The sequence below is a fragment of the Streptomyces sp. WMMB 322 genome, from assembly GCF_900090145.1.
Taxonomy (GTDB): domain Bacteria; phylum Actinomycetota; class Actinomycetes; order Streptomycetales; family Streptomycetaceae; genus Streptomyces.
In genome coordinates this window covers 15477-33194 of sequence record NZ_FMHI01000009.1, presented here as the reverse complement: position 1 = coordinate 33194, position 17718 = coordinate 15477, and the positions used below count along the sequence as shown (strand labels likewise).

Here is a 17718-nt window from a genome sequence, read left to right as displayed (position 1 = left end):
TCCCGGGCAGCGCCGCGGCGAGCCGGCCAGCCCGGCCGGAGTGGAGCGGGGCCAGGCCCGGCCGGAGCGTGGTCCGGCCGGGCCTGTTCCCCCTCCCCGCTGCCTCTCCGCCCCCGTTCCGTCAGGTGGCTACACGGGATCGCCGTTCGCGTTCAGCCACCGGACGCCGTGCTGGCCGGTCCGGGTGAGGTTCTTGGGGATGACGGCTTCCGGGTACTTCGGGTGCAGGCTGAAGTACCCGGGCGCGTTCGTGACGGACCGCAGATCGCACACCGGGTCTCCGACGATGCAGTACCGCGTGACGGGGATTCCGTTGAACTCCGCCGGGCCGGCGCCCGGGGAGGTGGCCACCCCGGGGATGCCCAGCCCTCTGGGAAGGTGAGCCCCCAAACCGGTTTCGGGCTGCATCGGGTCGGCGTACAGCACACCGTCGACCTGGGAGAGCGGAATGCCGGTGCTGCCGCTCGCGATCCTCTGGAGCACCTCGTCCGCCGCCTGGGCGCCCTGGGAGTATCCGGTGATCGTGATCCGGGCGCCGGGATGCGCCTTGTGGGTGTCCTTCGCCGCCTGCAGCCCTCTCTCGACGCCCAGTCGCACGCTGGCGTCGTAGGTCGGTGCGGTGAGGGCTTCGGGGTTGACCTTCGCGGGCGGCTCGACGAGCCCGCCGGTGGGGCCGATGAGCGGGCCGGCGCTGGCCGGGTAGCACACCTTGATCGCCGAGGAACCGAGGCCGAGGGCCTTGTTCGCGGTGTCGTACGAGGTGTTGGCGGTGGGACAACCGTCCTGGTCCACCGTGGGGCCGGTGCCGCCGATCTCGATGTAGTAGTGCTCCGCGCCGGCCGCCTGTGCGGCGGACGGGAATGCGACGGTGGTTCCGGCGGCCAGCGCCGCCGCCAGGACGGCAGCGCGGACGGACCGCGCCACCTTGCTCGTTCTCGCCATTGAGTGAAGTCCCCCTCGGGTAGTGAACGTGCCGGGCAGGCAACGCAGCAGACGCTATGCACCGGTGATCACATCCCGTTGACATGTCGATGACTGCGCAGGTCGTACGGGTGTTGCGCGCGTGTGCCGGGCCGGGCGGGGGGACATCTGTGCGGCGCGCGGCCAACTCCTCGGTGCAGCAGGCCGGCTGACTCCGGGCGATCCGCGTGAACAGCCGATGTGCGAGGAGCGCCGACCGGCCGTGGTCGCCGCACCGGGGTCTCGCCATCCACCGGCAAGGACGGCCTGCCCGCCGTCACCCGGCGGCTCGTAGCCCTCGGCGACAGCGCCGGCGGTCGTTCGTCCGCCTCCCCCGGAGCGCGACGCCGGCCGCACCGACCGGTGGTCATGGGCGCTGAGCGGCGAAGGAGAGGAACGGACGGGGCGAGAAGACCCCCGATGCGCCGACCGTGGCGGTCAGGCCGCAGGCCTCCGAACGTGATGGACTGAGTGCAGAGAGTCACCGCCCGTCTCGGATCTGCTGCAGCCGAAATGCCCGGAGCTGCATCCGAACGGCGCATCCGAACGGAATGAGCCGGAACCTCAAGCCGATCGAACGCGACGAGAGGAAGTGCGATGCGCCGTAGCGGAGCTGAGGCACTCCCCTTCACGGGTGGCCTGCAAGGGCCGGGGGCCGGGCACGAGCCCGCGGAAGTCCGGCCGCATCCGACCGGTCACCGGGCGCGGAAACCGCACCGCGGCCGTCCCGGCGAGGACGAATGGGCCCTCGTCGACGCCGACGTCCCCGCAGCCGTGGGACGCGTGCTGGACCGGCTCCTGCGCGAGCGGCTCGACGAGGCCGGAGCGATCGACCCCACGTTCGCCGAGGACGTGGCCGGACGCGTCGCCCGCTTCACCCAGAGCGGCGGCAAGCGCACACGCTCGCAGTTCCTCTGGTGGGGACTGAGGGGCTGCGGACGGGGGTTGACCACCGAACAGTCCGAGGCGGCACTGCGTCTGGCGGCAGGGCTCGAACTCATCCAGACGTGCGCACTGGTGCACGACGACGTGATGGACGGCTCCTCGCTCCGCCGGGGCCGTCCCGCCGTACACACGGACCTCGACGCCCAGTACCGGGGAAGCCGGACCGGCAGCCCGCACGAGTCGTTCGGCAGGGCAGCCGCGATCCTCGTCGGTGACCTCGCCCTCGCCTGGGCCGACGACGTGGTGGCGGCGACGCACATGAGCCCGGGAACGGCTCGGACCGTGCGCGGCATCTGGCAGGCCATGCGGACCGAGATGGTCGCCGGCCAGTACCTCGACCTGCAAGGACAGGTGACCGGCTGCCGTTCGACGGCCGTGGCTGAACGCGTCGCCTCCCTCAAGAGCGCCCTGTACTCGGTGGAGCGGCCACTTGCGTTCGGCGCGGCCCTCGCCGGAGCGGACGAGCGGACCACCCGCGCACTGTGCTCCGCGGGCCGCTGCGCCGGCGTCGCCTTTCAGCTCCGCGACGACCTCTTCGGAGTGTTCGGCGATCCCCGTCTGACGGGAAAGCCCTCGGGCGACGACGTCCGCAAGGGCAAGGTCACCTACCTCGTCGCGGTGGCCCGGGCACGCGCCGCGGCAACGGGGCAGGACGACGCGCTGGCCCTGCTGGACGCCGCTGTCGGCGACAGCGGGCTGACGGACGGGGACCTGGACCGTGTGCGCAGCGCGCTGGTCGCGACCGGAGCCCGGAGCATCGTCGAGGACAAGATCCAGCAGGTGCTCGAACAGAGCGTCCGGCACCTCCGCAGTGCCGCGCTCGCCCCGCACGCCGAGAAGCACCTGCTCGAACTCTTCGGCACGGTTGCCGGCGTACCCCTCCACGCGGCGCCGCCCGGCCGGGAGGCGGGCGGGCCCGTTGCCGGAGGTGAAGGCGGTCCGGAACCGGTCGGCCTTCCCGTCGACGGGAGGAACCGATGAAGACCCTGGAAGGACCCACCGACCACGTCGTGGTCGTCGGGGCGGGACTCGCCGGCCTGTCCGCCGCGCTGCATCTGCTGGGCGCCGGGCGGAGGGTGACCCTGGTCGAGCGGGACGAGCAGCCGGGCGGCCGGTCCGGTCTGCTGGAGCAGAACGGCTACCGGATGGACACCGGGCCCACGGTGCTGACCATGCCCGACATCGCGGAGGAAGCGTTCGCCGCGGTCGGTGACAAGCTCGGCGACCGCATGGAACTCGTTCCGCTGCATCCCGCCTACCGGGCGCAGTTCGCCGACGGCAGCAGTCTCGACGTCCACACCTCCGCCCAGGCGATGGAGGCCGAGATCGAAAGCTTCGCGGGCGCCGGAGAGGCGCTGGGCTACCGGCAGCTGAGGAGGTGGCTGGAGCGTCTCTACAAGGTCCAGATGCGCCGGTTCATCGACACCAACTTCGACTCTCCGCTGCAACTTCTGACACCTGATCTGGCCCGGCTCGCGGCGCTCGGCGGCTTCGGCCGCCTGGACTCCCGCATCGGCAGGTTCATCTCCGACGAACGGCTGCGGCGCGTCTTCTCCTTCCAGGCCCTGTACGCGGGAGTGCCGCCGGCCCGGGCCCTGGCCGCGTACGCGGTCATCGCCTACATGGACACCGTCGCCGGTGTCTACTTCCCGAGAGGCGGGATGCACGCCCTGCCGCGGGCCATGGCGGACGCCGCCTCGGACGCCGGAGCCGAATTCCGCTTCGGCCACGGTGTGACCCGCCTGGAGCGCTCGGGCGACCGCATCACGGCCGTCGTCACCGATCAGGGGCGCATCCCCTGCGACGCCGTCGTGCTCACCCCTGACCTGCCGGTCGCCTACCGGCTGCTCACGCACCGGCCGCGCCGTGCCCTCCCGCTCCGGCACTCCCCCTCGGCCGTGATCCTTCACGTCGGCACGAACCGCACCTGGCCGGAACTGGCCCATCACACCATCTCGTTCGGCTCTGCCTGGAAGGGCACCTTCCACGAGCTCACCCGCACCGGAAGCCTGATGTCCGACCCCTCGCTGCTCATCACCCGCCCCACGGCGACCGACCCCGGCCTGGCACCCCCCGGCCGGCACCTGCACTACGTCCTGGCGCCCTGCCCCAACACCGACATCGGCCCCAGTGCACGGGAGTGGCGGGACCTCGCGCCCCGGTACCGCAACAGCATCCTCACCGAGCTCGAACGGCGAGGTCTCGAAGGGATCGGATCCGCCGTCGAGGAGGAGTGTCTGGTGACACCGGCGGACTGGACCGCTCAAGGGCACGCCGCCGGCACGCCCTTCTCCACAGCCCACACCTTCGCCCAGACCGGTCCCTTCCGCCCCCGCAACCTGGTGCGCGGCACCCGGAACGCCGTACTGGCCGGCTGCGGAACCACACCGGGCGTCGGCGTGCCGACGGTCCTCATCTCGGGGAAACTCGCGGCGGCACGGGTCACCGGCCGGCAGCACCCGTCGTCCGCACCGCCCCGGGCACGGCGCACCGTCACGAAGGCCGCGTCGGCATGACCCTCCGCGAACTCGACGCCGCGGGCATCACCGACCCCGCCCTGCGCGCCGCCTACACCCGCTGCCGGCAGCTGAACGCCCGCCACGGGAAGACGTACTTCCTCGCCACCCGGCTCCTCCCGGTCGAGCGCAGACCGGCCGTGCATGCTCTGTACGGCTTCGCACGGTGGGCGGACGACATCGTCGACGACATGGACACCTCCGCCACACCCGCCGAACGGGCGGCGGTCCTGCACCGTCTTCAGGAACGGCTCGATGCCGGGGTGCGCGAAGGAACCAGCACGGAACCGGTGGTCGCCGCTGTCGTCGACACGGCGGCCCGGTACGGCATCGATCATCGGCACTTCACCGACTTCATGACGTCGATGCGCCAGGACCTGGTGGTCACCGAGTACGCGGACTACGCCGCTCTCCGCCGCTACATGCACGGATCCGCCGCCGTCATCGGCCTGCAGATGGTGCCGGTGCTCGGCACCGTCGTACCCCGCGAGGAAGCCGAACCGCACGCGGCCGCGCTCGGGGTGGCCTTCCAGCTGACCAACTTCCTGCGCGACGTCGGAGAGGACCTCGACCGCGGCCGGATCTACCTGCCGTCCGATCTGCTGTCCGCCCACGGCGTCGACCGGGAACTCCTCCAGTGGAGCCGCAGCACGGGGGCCCGCGACCCGCGGATCACCTCCGCCCTGCGGGCAGCCGCCTCGCTCACCCGCGGCGTGTACCGCGAGGCGGTGCCGGGCGTGCGCATGCTCGACCCGGTCTCCCGGCCGTGCATCCGCACCGCCCTCGTGCTGTACGGCGCCATCCTCGACGCCATCGACGACGACGGGTACTCCGTGCTGCACCGCCGGGCGGTCGTTCCTCGCCGCCGTCGCGGCGCCGTCGCCTGCGACGGTCTGATCAGGCTGGCCGCCGCCCGGATGCGGCGCGGCGTCCCCGGACCGGCAGCGGCGCCGGCGCCGGCCCACACCCACCCCGTCCCGCACAGGCACGCGGCCGCCGGCGTCCGGCGTTCCGGGAAGGAGAGAGTATGAACCCCGGCCGGTCCTCCGCTCCAGGGCGCTGTCCGCTGCGGCTCCGCCGCCGCCCCGTCCCCTGGGACCGCCAGCGTCCGACGTGGCGCGATGCGAAGCCCCGCATCATCGCCGAGGCACTCAAGCGGGCACAGACCCGCCCTTCCGGCAACTGGTACGTGCTCGGCGCCACCCGCGAGATCAAGCCCGGCCGCCCGCTGGGGCGGACCGTCGCCGGCACCGAAGTTGTCGCCTGGCGGGACGCCACCGGGCGCCTTCGTGCGGGTCCGGGAGCCTGTCCGCACCTCGGTGCGCCGCTCAAGGACAGCCCGGTCCGCTGCGGCACCCTCATCTGCCACTGGCACGGGCTCGCGCTCGACGGCGACGCCACAGCGGGCTGGGAACCCTTCCCCGCGTTCGACGACGGGGTGCTGGCCTGGGTGCGTCTCGACGAGGCCGGCGGCGAACAGCCTCTGGAGAGGCCCGTCGTCCCCGAACGTCCGCACCACGACCGGCACTTGGCGGCGGTCTGCACGGTCACGGGACGCTGTGAACCCGAAGACGTGATCGCCAATCGCCTCGACCCCTGGCACGGCGCGTGGCTCCACCCTTATTCCTTCGTCGATCTCACCGTCGCCGGCCGGCCGGGTGACGACTCGTCGGACGCAGCACCGGACGACGACTCCTTCGCCGTGGACGTCTCCTTCAAGGTGGCCAGCCGCGCAGTGGTGCCGGTCCGGGCCGTCTTCACCGCTCCCGGACCGCGCACCGTCCTGATGCGCATCACCCACGGCGAGGGCGCGGGCTCCGTCGTCGAAACACATGCGACGCCGCTGGGAACGGACGGGTCCGGACGGCCGCGCACCGCTGTCATCGAGGCCGTGGTCGCCTCGTCCGAGCGGCGCGGATTCGCGGTCGCCAGAGCGGCGGCTCCGGTGCTCCGTCCCTTCATGCAGGCGGCGGCCGGGCGCCTGTGGCGGGACGACATCGCCTACGCGGAGAGGCGATGGGCGCTGCGGAGCACGGGACGCTTCCCCGGCTGACTCGCCAATGGCCTCTCGGACGGCGGACTGTCAGGAGCGGACCAGGCGGTTCAGGGCACGCAGCGGAAGCACCCTTCCTCTGTCCGGAACGGTCCAGAGAGTCTGCCCGCGTACGCCCCACCGTTCGAGCAGGGCGTTCGCCGCCAGGAAGCCCGTCGTCGCCGCCCGCTCCATCAGCGCGACGGGGAGATCCGTACGCACCAGGTCGCCCGCGACCGTGACGGACGGGTCGGACGTGCGGACGGTGGGCCTCTCGAAGTGACCGCCCACGGGGAACAGCGGGCAGTCGGCCCGCCACTCGTGGCGTTCGTCGACGGTCCTCGCATCACGCGTCTCCGGGTAGACGCGGTGCAACTGGGCCAGAAGTTCCTCCTGTTCGGCCTTCCGGTCGGCCCCCTGGTCGACCGCGTACGCGTGCAGCTCCAGCACCGAGCCGCCGGTGCGGGCGGACCAGCGGGCCGCTTCGCCCTCCCAGCGTTCCAGGACGCTGACGTTGTCCAGCGAGCCGTATCCGCTCGTCCCCAGGAACCCGGGGCGGTCGGAAGCCACCCGGCGGTCCAGCCAGAGCCGCGTGACGAGGAAGGGCGGCGCGGTGCGCAGCCGCAGCACGCGTGCCCTCCACTCATCGTCGGCCAGCTGAGGCGACTGCGCGACGACGTGCCGCAACCCGCCGGTGTCCAGGGCCAGAACGACACCGTCGTGGCGCTCTGCGGATTCCCCCGTGATGACGTGCGCGCCTCCCCCGGCCGCCGGCTGCACGCTCTCGACGGTCCGTCCGGTACGGATGTCGGCACCATGGCCGGCCAGATGGCGGGCGAGGGGTTCCCACAGCGCGGCGGGAAACGGTTCGTCCGGCACGTCGAACAGCAGGCCCTCGCTGGACCCCAGGAAGTAGATGTGGAACATCAGGACCAGCTCCGCCGCGGAGAGCTGCCGGGGATCGGCGAAGAAGCTGCGCGAGAACACCTCGAACGCCAGATGGCGGGCGGCCTCCGGGAACCGGATCTGCGACAGAAGGTCCCATGCGCTGACGCCGTCCAGCCGCTCGTAGACGTCCGGCACCCGTACGTCGAACATCGGGAGCGCCGCGCGGGGCCGCATCCTCGCCAGGTCTCTCCAGCCGAAGCTGGGGCTGAGCGCCACGAATCCGAGTGCGCTCCACGGAGGCGTACGCGGCACCCGTGCGAATCCGTCCCGGAAACCCCTGCTGTGCTGGAGCGGATAGTCGGGCAGGCCGGTGAGCATGCTCAGCTGCGGATCGACACGGCGCAGCAGGCCACGCAGGTTGTAGTACTGACGGAAGAAGGCGTGGAACCCGCGGCTCATCGTCACCGCGGAGCCGTCGGCGAGCTCCACGGGCCAGCCCCGCAGCCGGCCTCCGAGTTGGGGCTCCCGTTCGTAGACGGTGACCCTGACGCCCCGCTCGGCGAGCGCGGTCGCTGCGGCGAGGCCGGCGATACCGCCACCGATCACGGCTGCCCCGGGCGCCTCGCCCGTGATGCGCGGCGTGCCGGTGTGCCCCGGCAGCACCCGGGCCCTGCGGTCACGGCCCCGGCGGTGCGAAGCGCCCCCAGCCCGGCCGGCTTCGGGACGGCTCACGGCTTGGCCTCCTTCGCGGCGGGTTCGGCTGGGGTTGGGGAAGGGGAAGGGGAAGGGGCCGGCGGCGCTGCTTGGGCCGGGGAAGCGGCTGGGGCCGGGGAAGCGACCACCGTGTGCACGATCCCGGTCTGCCAGCCCGGCATCGGCAGGACGCGCACGCGCGCGAATCCTGCTCGCCGCACGCGTTCGCCCAGCTCGTCGGCCGTGTCGAAGTCCACGACACTTCGGTGGAGATGCCGGTAGAGACGGCCGTCGCCGGCCAGGGTGCCGACGGGCCGCACCACGCCGTTGCAGACGGCGGACCACACGGCGCGGTCGACCCGGCGACCGCTGAGCGTGTACTCGTGCACGGCCAGGCGGCCTTCGGCGGTGAGAAGGCCGCGTACCGCACCGAGCACAGCGTCGGGGTCGTCGAGATTGCGGAACAGGTAGGCGGCCAGGACCGCGTCGAACGGCCCTTCCACACCGGCCTGCGCAAGCTGCTCGGCGGTCGCGTGGACGAACGTGACACCGGCAGGCCAGCGCTTTGCTGCGGCCCGCTCCAGCATTCCCTCCGAGGCGTCCGCAGCGACGATCTCCGCCAGCGGTGCCACCTGCAGAAGAGCCGCCGTGGACGCGCCGGTGCCGCATCCCAGATCGAGCACTCGCAGACCGGCACCCCCACCCGGCAGCCGCAGTCGGCGCGCGGACCGCCGCAGGTGCGCGTGGTAGCCGGGGTTGACGGCCACGAGGCCGTCGTAGGTGCGGGCAGCGTGGTCGAACGCGGCTGCCAGGGCCTCGTCCCGCAGTAGGGACATCGTGTCGTCTCCTTCTTTCATTTTCGGAAGTCAGTGCCGGAGTCAGGGCCGGAGTCAGGGCCGGGGACCGGTACCGGATTCCAGGACCGGATTCCAGGACCGGCATCCCGGACCGGAGTCCAAGGCCGGGGGCCGGTACCGGAATCCGGCTCGCCTCACCTGGCGGTGGGCTGCACCGGACGCTGATCACGCCTCGGCAGCAACGGCAGTTCGGCGGCGGTGCGGAGCATGGGCCCCACGGGCGTGCGCAGACCGATCGAGAAGTCCTCGCGCCACCGGGTGCCTCCGTCGAGGAACCGCAGCAGGCGCTCCATCGGCACCCGCCGGAACAGGTCGGTGAAGAACCGCGCTCCGTCGACCCGCCCGGTGTCGAGAGCGCGCAGCAGTATCGCGTCCATGGCAAGGGAGCGAACCGAGTGGACCGGTGGGGGCAACGGCGTGCTGCCCCGTTGGCAGGCGGCCGCCACGGCCCGGGTCTGCCGCTGGATGCCTGCGAAGGTGTAGCCGGTGGAGGGGCGCGTCGCTCCGCCGGCTGTTCCGATGCGGAAGACCGACCGGCCCGCCCGTCGGGGAAACCGGGCGTCCGTCATGGGGATCACGCCCTGTTCGGCCCGGGTCACCTCGAACCTCTCCAGGCCGAGCACGTTCGTCACGTACGACGTCAGTGCCTGCTCGTACCCGTCCTCGCCGAGGACGGCCGGTGAGAACTCGGTGTATTCGACGAGCGCTTCGGACGGGCTCGTCGGCAGCACGTAGGCGAAGGAGAGGCCGTGTGCGGGCTGCGGCGTCCGGAAGTCCATGAGGTCCGCCACGCGGACGTCGAAGACCGGCCGGCCGGCGCGCAGGAACCACCCCCGGAAGTGCTGGAGCAAGGCGGTACGGCCGGGCGGCAGCTTCCGCGGCGGGCGGGAGTCGAAGACCCATCTGGCGTGCAGCGTCAGCGACTGGCCCTGAGCGGTCACCCCGCGGACTTCGCCCCCCTGGGCCAGGTCGACGACGTCGCCGACCTCCGCCTCGACGCGGCGCAGCTGCGGCACCCGGTCGAGACGCTCATGCACCATCGCCTCGAAGGAGCTGGAGCGCAGCATCTTGTACCGCAGTGGTGAGGGGGACCCCGTCACGGCTGTTCCGTCCGGGGCGCGCACGCGCAGCGTGTCCCACACGGCGGACGTGGCCGCGTCGAATTCGCCGCCCGCGCCCTCCCAGAAGCACCATGTCCTCTCCGGCGGCCTCGCCGGCCCCGGTGGTGCGTCGATCAGCGCCACCGAAGGAGAAGCAGGACCGGGGCGGGCCGCGCACAGCCGGTATGCGAGGGAGAGGCCGGCGGCTCCCGCGCCCACGATGGCGATCTCCGTGTCGTACATGAAGCTCCCTGTCTCTCCGCCCGGTCAGTCAGGATTCCGTACCGGGGGACTCCCGTCGTGGACCGACGTGGAGGGCCACCGCAGCGATCCGGCCGCCGCGGTACGTCGTCCGCGCAGCGCAACGTTCACGAAGGCCCGGGCGAGCGGGCGCAGTTCTCTCCCCGAGTGCCTCCCTCTCCTCGGGCCTCCCTCTCCTCGGGCCTCGCACTCAGGCGGCGTCCCGCAGCACACGGGGTTCGTTCCTCGCGTCGCTTGCGCATCGTTGAATCCCCTCGCGCTCATGGTCCGGCTCCGGGTTGCCGTCCAGAGAGCGGCGCAGCCGGTGCAGGCCGCGGCGGATGTGGCTCTTCACGGTGCCCAGCGGGAGACCGGTCCGCTCCGCGATCTGCCTGTGGGTGAGGTCCTCGTAGAACGCCAGGACGAGGACCTCGCGCTGCACATGCGGCAGCGTCGTGAGGACCTGGAGGATCAGGACCCGGTCGACCACGCGCTCGGGCTGGTCCTGGGCCGCGGCATCGTCGGGGCGGCTTCCGGAACCGGCTGCCACGGCGAGTTGGGTGAGCCGGGTGCGCGCGGAAAGGGTGTCCACGGTCTTCCGGCGCGTTATCCCGGCGAGCCACGCAGGAAACGGCCCCCTCTCGGGCCGGTAGGAGTGCCGGCCGCGCCACGCCGCGAGAAAGACCTGCTGAGTCACGTCCTCCGCTTCCCGGGGATCGCCGAGAACCCGCATCGCGAGGTTGAACACCAGGGCTTCCCACCGCTGATACAGCTCGGCGAAGCACCGCTCGTCGCCCTCGACGAAACCTGCTGCGATCTCTTCCGCCTTCACCTCCTCCTCGGTGAGCGGGGGACACGTCGTCAGACCCGCGTACGCAGTCGCGGTCATGAGCTCTACCTCCTGCCAGACCGTGGCAGCCCGGCGGGACCTGACGAGGAGGGGCCGGAAGGCCCGTCGGGCCGGCTGGACGGACCCCCCGGCCCGCCGGGCGTTCGGTGCGCCCCGGTGCCCCGAGGCTTGCGGCAGGGCGATGCCGGCGCAAAGCGCGTCGATTGTGCGTCGTACGGTGACGGGGTGAGCGACTCCCGGACTCCACAGCCTCTCGACATCCCGGCCGTCGGCCTGACCACGGGTGCGGTGGCACGCCGCTTCGGCATCGCCCCGACGACGCTGCGCTCCTGGGACCACCGCTACGGCATCGGACCGGCGGCCCACGAAGGCGGCCGCCACCGCCGGTGGACTCGACACGACCTCTCGGTGCTGGAGCGGATGTGCCAGCTCACCAGTACCGGGATACCGCCGTCCGAAGCGGCCCGCACCGCCTTGAACGAGTCGTCCGGCGTGGCCTCCGCGCGCCCCGCGGACCAGGCCGGTGGACGAGCGGACGAACCGCCCACCCCGCCGGCCGGCCCGCCCGGCAAGGACGGCCGGCAGCTGCGGGGGCTCCGCCGCGCCGCGTGGCGGCTCGACTCCCGCGCCATCGAAGGTCTGCTGACGGCCGCCGTTGAGGAACGTGGTCTCGTGGCTGCCTGGGACGAAGTGATGATGCCCGCCCTGAACGCGGTGGGCCGGAAGTGGGAGCGCTCCGGCGAGCGGTACATAGAGGTGGAGCACCTGCTCTCGTGGCATGTGTCGACGGTTCTGCGTCGAGCCGCCGCTCCCCGGGGAGGAGGGGCGTCCGCTTCGTCGGTGCTCCTCGCATGCGTCCCGGGCGAGGAGCACACCTTGCCGCTGGAGGCACTCAACGCCGCCCTGACGGAACACGGCGTCGCGATCTCGATGCTGGGCGCGGCGGTACCGACCGAGGCGCTCGACGCAGCGGTCCGCCGTACCGGTCCTGCCGCGGTCGTGCTGTGGGCCCAGTCGTTCGGCACGGCGAGCCGCCCCCTCGCCCGGCATCTGAGCTCCCTGAAGTGGGGCGTACGCGGAGCACGCATGCACCCGGCCGTCATGGTGGCGGGGCCCGGGTGGGCCCGGCCGCACCCGGCGGGCACGCTGCGCCCACGCAGACTCGGCGATGCCGTACGGACCTTGCTCGCTCTCACAGCCCGGTGACGGCGAACCGCCGTCCACACCCTGTCGTCCGTCGAAGCAGCGGAGCCGGGGGACGGACGCCGCGTTTTCGGTCCGACTGTTCGGCTCAACTTTCCGGCGCAACTTTCCGGCTCAACTCGCCCGGCTCAACTCTGCAGCTCAACTCGTCGCCGGGAATGGCCTGTTCGTGAGTTCTCCCGGGCCCGGAGCGCTCTGCCGGCTCAGCTGCACCAGATCGCGCGGACACGCTCCGCGCTCGCAGAGCCCTGCCGCAGCCCTGCCCGTGCCGCGCCGGGAACGCGGGTCGCGTCCAGGGGATCGCGGCCGAACGCGCGGCGGGCCGCCCTGTCCGGGATCAGCAGGACGGCCTGAGTACCGTCGGCCTCCAGTGAGGCAACTTGGCCCCGGGCGTCCGGACTTGCCCCGGGGCCCTTGGGTATCGGAGCCAGCACGACGGCCTTCCGGCAGCCGCGCACCAGGTCCGCGTTGGTCGTGGAGCGTACGCCCCCGTCCATCCAGCGCCCCTCTCCGATCGTGACCGGTGGGAAGAGCGGGGGCAGCGCGCAACTGGCCGCCACCGCCCGAACCAGGTCGACCCCGCTGTGGGCACTGAAGCCGGTGGGCTCCCCGGTGAGAGCGTCCACCGCGAACACCCGCAGCATCCTCTTCGGCCAGGCCCTGACCGGAAGCCGGGAACCGATCGCGTCGAGGACCTCCCTCTCCGGCACGTTGCGCACTGCCAGCGCCAGTCGGCCCAGCCGCCTGAGCACGGTCTCCGCATCACGCGAACCGAGAGCGGCCCACAGGTACTTGGCGGTCATGGCGAGCGTGAAGTGCACGTCCGGCAGGGGCCGCTCCCCGCGAACCTGCCCTTCGTACAAGTCGGCCGGCGCCGTTCCCGCGGCAAGCTCGGCCGCGAGCAGCGAGCCGGCCGACGTGCCGGCGAGCAGGTGGGCGCACCTGAGATCGACGCCGGCCCCTGCCAGCCCTGCCAGCACACCGGTCTGCCACGCGTACGCGGTCAGGCCACCCCCTCCCAGGACCAGCGCCGTGTCCGCCACGCCCACCTCCCCCGTCAACCGGGGACGGCTCCCCGGTTGACGGGACGCTAGCATCACAACCGGGGAGTGGTCCACGCTTGCCTGCAATCCGAAGAGTTGGGGTCATGAGATGACGGTCGGCAAGGAACTGCGGTGACTCTGCGCCGCGATGCTCAACGCAACCGGGAGGCGCTCCTCACCGCCGCGCGCGAGGTGTTCGCGACATCGGGGCTCGACGCCCCCCTCGACGAAATCGCCCGCCGTGCCGAAGTCGGCAACGCGACGCTGTACCGGCACTTCCCCGACCGGGCCGCGCTGGTGGAATCGGTCTTCCACGAACTGCTGGCCGAGACAACGCGTTTGGGCGAAGAGGCGCGTGCCGACGCCGACGCATGGGCCGGCCTGACCGGCTATCTGGAAGGGGTGTTCGCGACACTGGCGGCCAACCGGGCAGCCAACGACCTGATGACCACGGCCATTCGGGGCGCCGCCTCCCTCGACGCCCTCCATCTCCACAACCGCGAGACGATCGGCATACTCATCTCCCGCGCCCAGGAGCAGGGCACCGTTCGCGATGACGTCGTGGCCGAGGACCTGCTGTTCGTCCTGGCCGCACTCGGCAGGGTCGTGCCGGCGTCCGCCGATGTCGTTCCGGGTGCATGGCGCCGCTGTCTCGCCCTCGTCCTCGACGGACTTCGCGTCGAAGCCGTCCCGTCCCTGCCCGCGCCGCCGCTCACTCCCGACCAGCTCGGCCAGGTCCTCCACGGCCTCGGCCCCAACTCGGCCAGGCGCTCGAAGTAGCAGCCCGGCGCTGCCGTTCCGGCTTCCCGGAGTTCCGCGGAGGCGAAGAGGAACCTGCTCAGCCCGGGGCGCCGGAGCTTCCCCCTTCGAGCACCCCCCGCAACTCATGCAGACGGACCGCCAAGTGGAGGCGCAGTGCAGCGTCCGGGGAGCGCCAGTCGCCGCCGAGCAGGGACCCGATCCTCTCCAGGCGCTTGAGCAGGGTGTTCATGTGCACGTGAAGGGAGCGAGCGGTCCGGCTCAGGTTCCCCGAGTGGGCGAAGTAGGCGGATGCCGTGGTGACGAGGTCGGTGGAGCGTCGTCGGTCGTACTCCAGCAGCGGGCCGAGGACGTCGGTGAGGAACCGGTCGAGGTCGTGCGAGCGTTCGGGGTCGAAGACGAGCGCGTACATCGCGTACTGCTGTGTGGTCGAGGCACGGTCGGTCTCTCCCAGTGAGCGCATCACCTCGAGGCAGCGCCGTGCCAGGGTGAACGAGCGGGAACGTTCGTGCCCCTGGATGCGATCGGCCACCACGAGCGCCGGCGCGCCGAGTGTGTGGCGCAGCCGGTGGTGAAGGGCGCCTGCCGCCTCCTGCACGTCGTCGGCGCGCAGCAGCATCGTGGCCCGCCCGAGGTACTCGCCGGCCAGTCCCGACCACTCGGGCGAGGCGGCATGCAGCTCACGCACCACGTGGCTCGTGGACTTCCCCGGGCAGTCGGCCACCACGAGCACGTCGAGGCGATCGACGTCGACCCCGCGGACGAGTGCTCTGTCGCGCTGAGCGGGGTGGACCGCCGGACGTGACAGCAGTTCCGTGAGCAGTTCGCCGCAGACCCGCTCCTCCGCTTCGACGCGGGCATCACGCATCAGGATCAACAGGCCCATGATCTGGGCCGAACGCTCGAGCATGCGGATGTCCGGCGGCTCCGGCGCGGTGTGACGCGTCAGGGACAGCGAACCGAGATGACTGCCGCCCGCCTGGATGACCGCCACGCTGTGGACGGCCCCGTCCTCCCCCTCCGCGGTGGCGCACCGCCCGGTCCTGCGCGCCGCCTCGAGCAGCTCCCGCGCTGGTTCCCGGCCGGTGTCCGCGGCGTCTGCCCCCGAAGAACGGCTCGCGACGACTGTGTCGTCGCGGTCCAGGATGGTCACCATCCCCCGCAGGTGCTCGACCAGAACCTGCGCGAGGTCTCCGGGTCCGCCGCCGGTCAGCACTACGTGAGTGAGCGCCTCGTGAACGGCCGCGGCCCGCTCCATCGTGGTGACCTGGTCCTCGATCGTGCGGTAAGCCTCCTGGAGTTGCTGCACCGAGATGCGGCTCTCCTCGTAGAGGCGGGCGTTGTTGAGGGCGATCGCGGCGTGGTCGGCGAAGGCGCTGAAGAGGGCGACCTCATCAGTCTCGAAGGGCCGTTCGGTGCGGTCGGCGGCGAAGAGCACCCCCACCGCCCGCTCACCCACCAGGAGCGGCACGCCGAGCAGGGCCATGAGGCCCTCACCGGCCACGAGCAGGTCGAAGGCGGAATTGTGTCTGAGGGCGCGGGCCTCACGGTAGTTGCTGACCCAGTACGGGGCTCTGGACTCGATCACACGCCCGCCCAGACCGTCCCCCTGCGGCATGCGCGCCGAGGAGAACTCCGGCGAAATGGTGCCCGCCGAGGCCTTGAGGGCGAGGTTTCCCTCCGCGTCCAGGAGCGACAGGTAGGCGAAGTCGCTGCCGATCAGTTCGTGGGCGTGTCTGACGATCGAGGGCAGGACCTCGTCGACCTCGCCGAGCGCCGCCAGGGAACGAGTCGTCGCGTACAGGCTGCTGAGTTCGCGCTCGCGCCGCAGCCGGTAGGAGGCCAGTTCGTCGTGGTCCGTGCCGGCGGACGCGGGCGCTGGCTGCCTGCCGGATTCCCTGCGTGGCCTGCCGGATTCCATGCGTGCCATCGATACCCCTACGGAGAAGCGGGGTGGAGGTTTCATACACCTTGCCGTCGCCAGGAGTGTATTTGCTTCGCATCCTGTGGAGCGCCTGGGCGGCTCTAGTCTCACCCTCCACGTCACCTGGTCGTGACGCACATCGCAAGTAGCAGGTCACCGCCGTTCGGCGCGCCGCCCGACCCGTACCGGTAGCGGGCCGGCCCAGGCCGGCGGGGGCCCACTGAATGCCCGGGGAGCCGGTCTGCCGACGCCCGCCCATCGTCTTCTTCCCAACCCCGAGGGGAATCGCATGACTTCATCCGCGCAGACGCACGCCCACGGCGGCGGCTCCGCTCCCGCCTCGACGGCCGAGCGCCGTACCTCCTGGAAGCTGCTCACAGCCGGGCTGATCGGCAGCTCGATGGAGTGGTACGACTTCTTCCTGTACGGCATGGCGGCGGCGCTGGCCTTCCCGCACGTCTTCTTTCCCGACTCCTCCCCCCTCATGGGCACATTGCTGTCCTTCAGCACCTTCTGGGCAGGTTTCGTGGCCCGTCCCCTCGGCGGGCTTCTCGCCGGTCACTTCGGCGACAAGTACGGCCGCAAGCCCACGGTCGTGGCCTGCCTCGTCGGAATGACGGCCGCGACCTTCCTCATCGGCTGTCTGCCCAGCGCCGCCAGCGTCGGCGTACTCGCTCCGGTCCTGCTGGTGGCGCTGCGCTTCGTCCAGGGGCTCGCGGCGGGGGGCCAGTGGGGCGGGATCGCGCTCCTCCTCACGGAGTCGGCCACTCCGAAACGCCGTGGGTTCGCAGGCACGTTCGGTCAGACGAGCGTCCCGGTCGCGGTCATCCTCGCCAACCTGATTCTCATCGGGGCCAGCACCTTCGTGCCGGGCGAGGCCTTCCTGAGCTGGGGGTGGCGCATCCCGTTCCTGATCAGCGTGGTGATGTTCCCCGTGGTTCTGTACATCCAGAAGAAGGTCGAGGACACCCCCGACTTCCGGGAACTGAAGAACGAGGCGGCGCGGAAGCAGCAGGCGAGCGTGGTGCGGGCGCCCCTCAGGGAGGCCGTGCGCCGCAACTGGCGGCTCATCCTCCTCGGCTGCGGCACCTTGTCCGCGACGAACAGCCTCTTCTACGTCAGCATCACCGGCCTGCTGAGTTACAGCACGACCACGCTCCACATGGAGCGGAACTCGATCCTGATGGTGACGATGCTGAGCTCGGCGCTCATGACAGCGGTCCTCCCCTTCGCGGGACACCTGTCGGACAGGTTCGGGCGGCGGATCCTGATCCTCGTGGGCGGGTTCGGGGTAGCGGCCTGGGCCTTCCCCTACTTCGCGCTGGTGGGCACGAGGTCGGCACCGCTGATCTTCGTCGCGGTCGCCGTCGGATTCCTCTTCCAGGGACTGACCTACGGCCCGGCGGCCGCCTTCCTCGGTGAGCTCTTCGCGCCGAACGTCCGGTACTCCGGCGCCTCCCTCGCGTACCAGCTCTCAGCCATCGTCGTCAGCGGCGGCACACCGATCCTCATGACCGCGGTGATCGCGGAGACGGGGACGACCACACTCGTCGCGGCCTACATCGCCCTCATGGGCGTCATCACCTTCGTCTGCGCCTGGTTCCTGCCCGAGACGAACCCGGTGGAGGTGCGCCGCGACCCCGAGGCGATCCCCGGAACGCACCTCTACCGCTGACCAGTCGGCCGGCCCGGCCACCCCATGAACGAC

At 71.7% G+C, this 17718-nt stretch carries 14 protein-coding genes; 7 read left to right on the top strand and 7 right to left on the bottom strand.

Annotated features, from left to right (window positions below; translation table 11 throughout):
- Nucleotides 1-129 precede the first annotated feature (129 nt).
- Nucleotides 130-942: a cutinase family protein gene (locus H180DRAFT_RS15885; protein ID WP_055486740.1), complete on the bottom strand. Its 813-nt coding sequence runs from the start codon at nucleotides 940-942 to the stop codon at nucleotides 130-132.
- Between the two features lie 615 nt (nucleotides 943-1557).
- Here H180DRAFT_RS15885 and H180DRAFT_RS15880 point away from each other — a divergent pair.
- The 4 genes from H180DRAFT_RS15880 to H180DRAFT_RS15865 are packed head-to-tail and all read left to right on the top strand — an operon-like array spanning nucleotide 1558 to nucleotide 6474.
- Nucleotides 1558-2886 (top strand): polyprenyl synthetase family protein, encoded by a 1329-nt coding sequence (locus H180DRAFT_RS15880; RefSeq protein ID WP_074466831.1) that lies wholly within the window; start codon nucleotides 1558-1560, stop codon nucleotides 2884-2886.
- Nucleotides 2883-4421: a phytoene desaturase gene (locus H180DRAFT_RS15875; protein WP_055486739.1), complete on the top strand. Its 1539-nt coding sequence runs from the start codon at nucleotides 2883-2885 to the stop codon at nucleotides 4419-4421. The genes H180DRAFT_RS15880 and H180DRAFT_RS15875 overlap by 4 nt, the downstream gene beginning before the upstream one ends.
- The gene (locus H180DRAFT_RS15870) at nucleotides 4418-5452 is read left to right on the top strand and encodes a phytoene/squalene synthase family protein (RefSeq protein ID WP_079100147.1); all 1035 of its coding nucleotides are present in this window, start codon (nucleotides 4418-4420) and stop codon (nucleotides 5450-5452) included. The genes H180DRAFT_RS15875 and H180DRAFT_RS15870 overlap by 4 nt, the downstream gene beginning before the upstream one ends.
- Nucleotides 5449-6474: a Rieske (2Fe-2S) protein gene (locus H180DRAFT_RS15865; protein WP_055486738.1), complete on the top strand. Its 1026-nt coding sequence runs from the start codon at nucleotides 5449-5451 to the stop codon at nucleotides 6472-6474. Before H180DRAFT_RS15870 ends, H180DRAFT_RS15865 begins: the two co-directional genes overlap by 4 nt.
- A gap of 30 nt (nucleotides 6475-6504) precedes the next feature.
- Here H180DRAFT_RS15865 and H180DRAFT_RS15860 read toward each other — a convergent pair whose 3' ends face one another.
- From H180DRAFT_RS15860 to H180DRAFT_RS15845, 4 genes are all read right to left on the bottom strand, one after another.
- Nucleotides 6505-8073, bottom strand: coding sequence for an FAD-dependent oxidoreductase (locus H180DRAFT_RS15860; RefSeq protein WP_055486737.1), 1569 nt, complete (start codon nucleotides 8071-8073; stop codon nucleotides 6505-6507).
- Nucleotides 8070-8870, bottom strand: coding sequence for a class I SAM-dependent methyltransferase (locus H180DRAFT_RS15855; protein WP_079100146.1), 801 nt, complete (start codon nucleotides 8868-8870; stop codon nucleotides 8070-8072). The genes H180DRAFT_RS15860 and H180DRAFT_RS15855 overlap by 4 nt, the downstream gene beginning before the upstream one ends.
- A 155-nt stretch (nucleotides 8871-9025) precedes the next feature.
- On the bottom strand, nucleotides 9026-10234 hold the full coding sequence (locus tag H180DRAFT_RS15850; RefSeq protein ID WP_055486736.1) for a lycopene cyclase family protein: 1209 nt from the start codon (nucleotides 10232-10234) through the stop codon (nucleotides 9026-9028).
- A 208-nt stretch (nucleotides 10235-10442) separates the two neighbouring features.
- A complete protein-coding gene (locus tag H180DRAFT_RS15845; RefSeq protein ID WP_074466830.1) occupies nucleotides 10443-11120 on the bottom strand; it encodes an RNA polymerase sigma factor in 678 nt (225 codons plus the stop codon).
- A gap of 186 nt (nucleotides 11121-11306) precedes the next feature.
- On the opposite strand from H180DRAFT_RS15845, the gene H180DRAFT_RS15840 reads away from it, so the two are divergent.
- Nucleotides 11307-12287 (top strand): cobalamin B12-binding domain-containing protein, encoded by a 981-nt coding sequence (locus H180DRAFT_RS15840; protein ID WP_055486735.1) that lies wholly within the window; start codon nucleotides 11307-11309, stop codon nucleotides 12285-12287.
- A gap of 200 nt (nucleotides 12288-12487) precedes the next feature.
- Here H180DRAFT_RS15840 and H180DRAFT_RS15835 read toward each other — a convergent pair whose 3' ends face one another.
- Nucleotides 12488-13327, bottom strand: coding sequence for a patatin-like phospholipase family protein (locus H180DRAFT_RS15835; RefSeq protein ID WP_055486734.1), 840 nt, complete (start codon nucleotides 13325-13327; stop codon nucleotides 12488-12490).
- 138 nt (nucleotides 13328-13465) lie between these two features.
- Here H180DRAFT_RS15835 and H180DRAFT_RS15830 point away from each other — a divergent pair, with 138 nt between their 5' ends.
- Nucleotides 13466-14107, top strand: coding sequence for a TetR/AcrR family transcriptional regulator (locus tag H180DRAFT_RS15830; RefSeq protein ID WP_055486876.1), 642 nt, complete (start codon nucleotides 13466-13468; stop codon nucleotides 14105-14107).
- A 58-nt stretch (nucleotides 14108-14165) separates the two neighbouring features.
- Here H180DRAFT_RS15830 and H180DRAFT_RS15825 read toward each other — a convergent pair whose 3' ends face one another.
- Entirely contained in the window at nucleotides 14166-16016 is a 1851-nt protein-coding gene (locus tag H180DRAFT_RS15825) for a helix-turn-helix domain-containing protein (RefSeq protein ID WP_254666042.1), read from the bottom strand.
- A 283-nt stretch (nucleotides 16017-16299) separates the two neighbouring features.
- Between H180DRAFT_RS15825 and H180DRAFT_RS15820 the strand changes: the two genes are divergently transcribed.
- A complete protein-coding gene (locus H180DRAFT_RS15820; RefSeq protein ID WP_055486733.1) occupies nucleotides 16300-17685 on the top strand; it encodes an MFS transporter in 1386 nt (461 codons plus the stop codon).
- Nucleotides 17686-17718: the final 33 nt, after the last annotated feature.

Bases quoted from the DNA above. Each gene is read 5' to 3' on its own strand.
- H180DRAFT_RS15885 (WP_055486740.1), bottom strand. From the start codon at position 942: ATGGCGAGAACGAGCAAGGTGGCGCGGTCCGTCCGCGCTGCCGTCCTG.
- H180DRAFT_RS15880 (WP_074466831.1), top strand. From the start codon at position 1,558: ATGCGCCGTAGCGGAGCTGAGGCACTCCCCTTCACGGGTGGCCTGCAA.
- H180DRAFT_RS15875 (WP_055486739.1), top strand. From the start codon at position 2,883: ATGAAGACCCTGGAAGGACCCACCGACCACGTCGTGGTCGTCGGGGCG.
- H180DRAFT_RS15870 (WP_079100147.1), top strand. From the start codon at position 4,418: ATGACCCTCCGCGAACTCGACGCCGCGGGCATCACCGACCCCGCCCTG.
- H180DRAFT_RS15865 (WP_055486738.1), top strand. From the start codon at position 5,449: ATGAACCCCGGCCGGTCCTCCGCTCCAGGGCGCTGTCCGCTGCGGCTC.
- H180DRAFT_RS15855 (WP_079100146.1), bottom strand. From the start codon at position 8,870: ATGTCCCTACTGCGGGACGAGGCCCTGGCAGCCGCGTTCGACCACGCT.
- H180DRAFT_RS15850 (WP_055486736.1), bottom strand. From the start codon at position 10,234: ATGTACGACACGGAGATCGCCATCGTGGGCGCGGGAGCCGCCGGCCTC.
- H180DRAFT_RS15845 (WP_074466830.1), bottom strand. From the start codon at position 11,120: ATGACCGCGACTGCGTACGCGGGTCTGACGACGTGTCCCCCGCTCACC.
- H180DRAFT_RS15825 (WP_254666042.1), bottom strand. From the start codon at position 16,016: ATGGCACGCATGGAATCCGGCAGGCCACGCAGGGAATCCGGCAGGCAG.
- H180DRAFT_RS15820 (WP_055486733.1), top strand. From the start codon at position 16,300: ATGACTTCATCCGCGCAGACGCACGCCCACGGCGGCGGCTCCGCTCCC.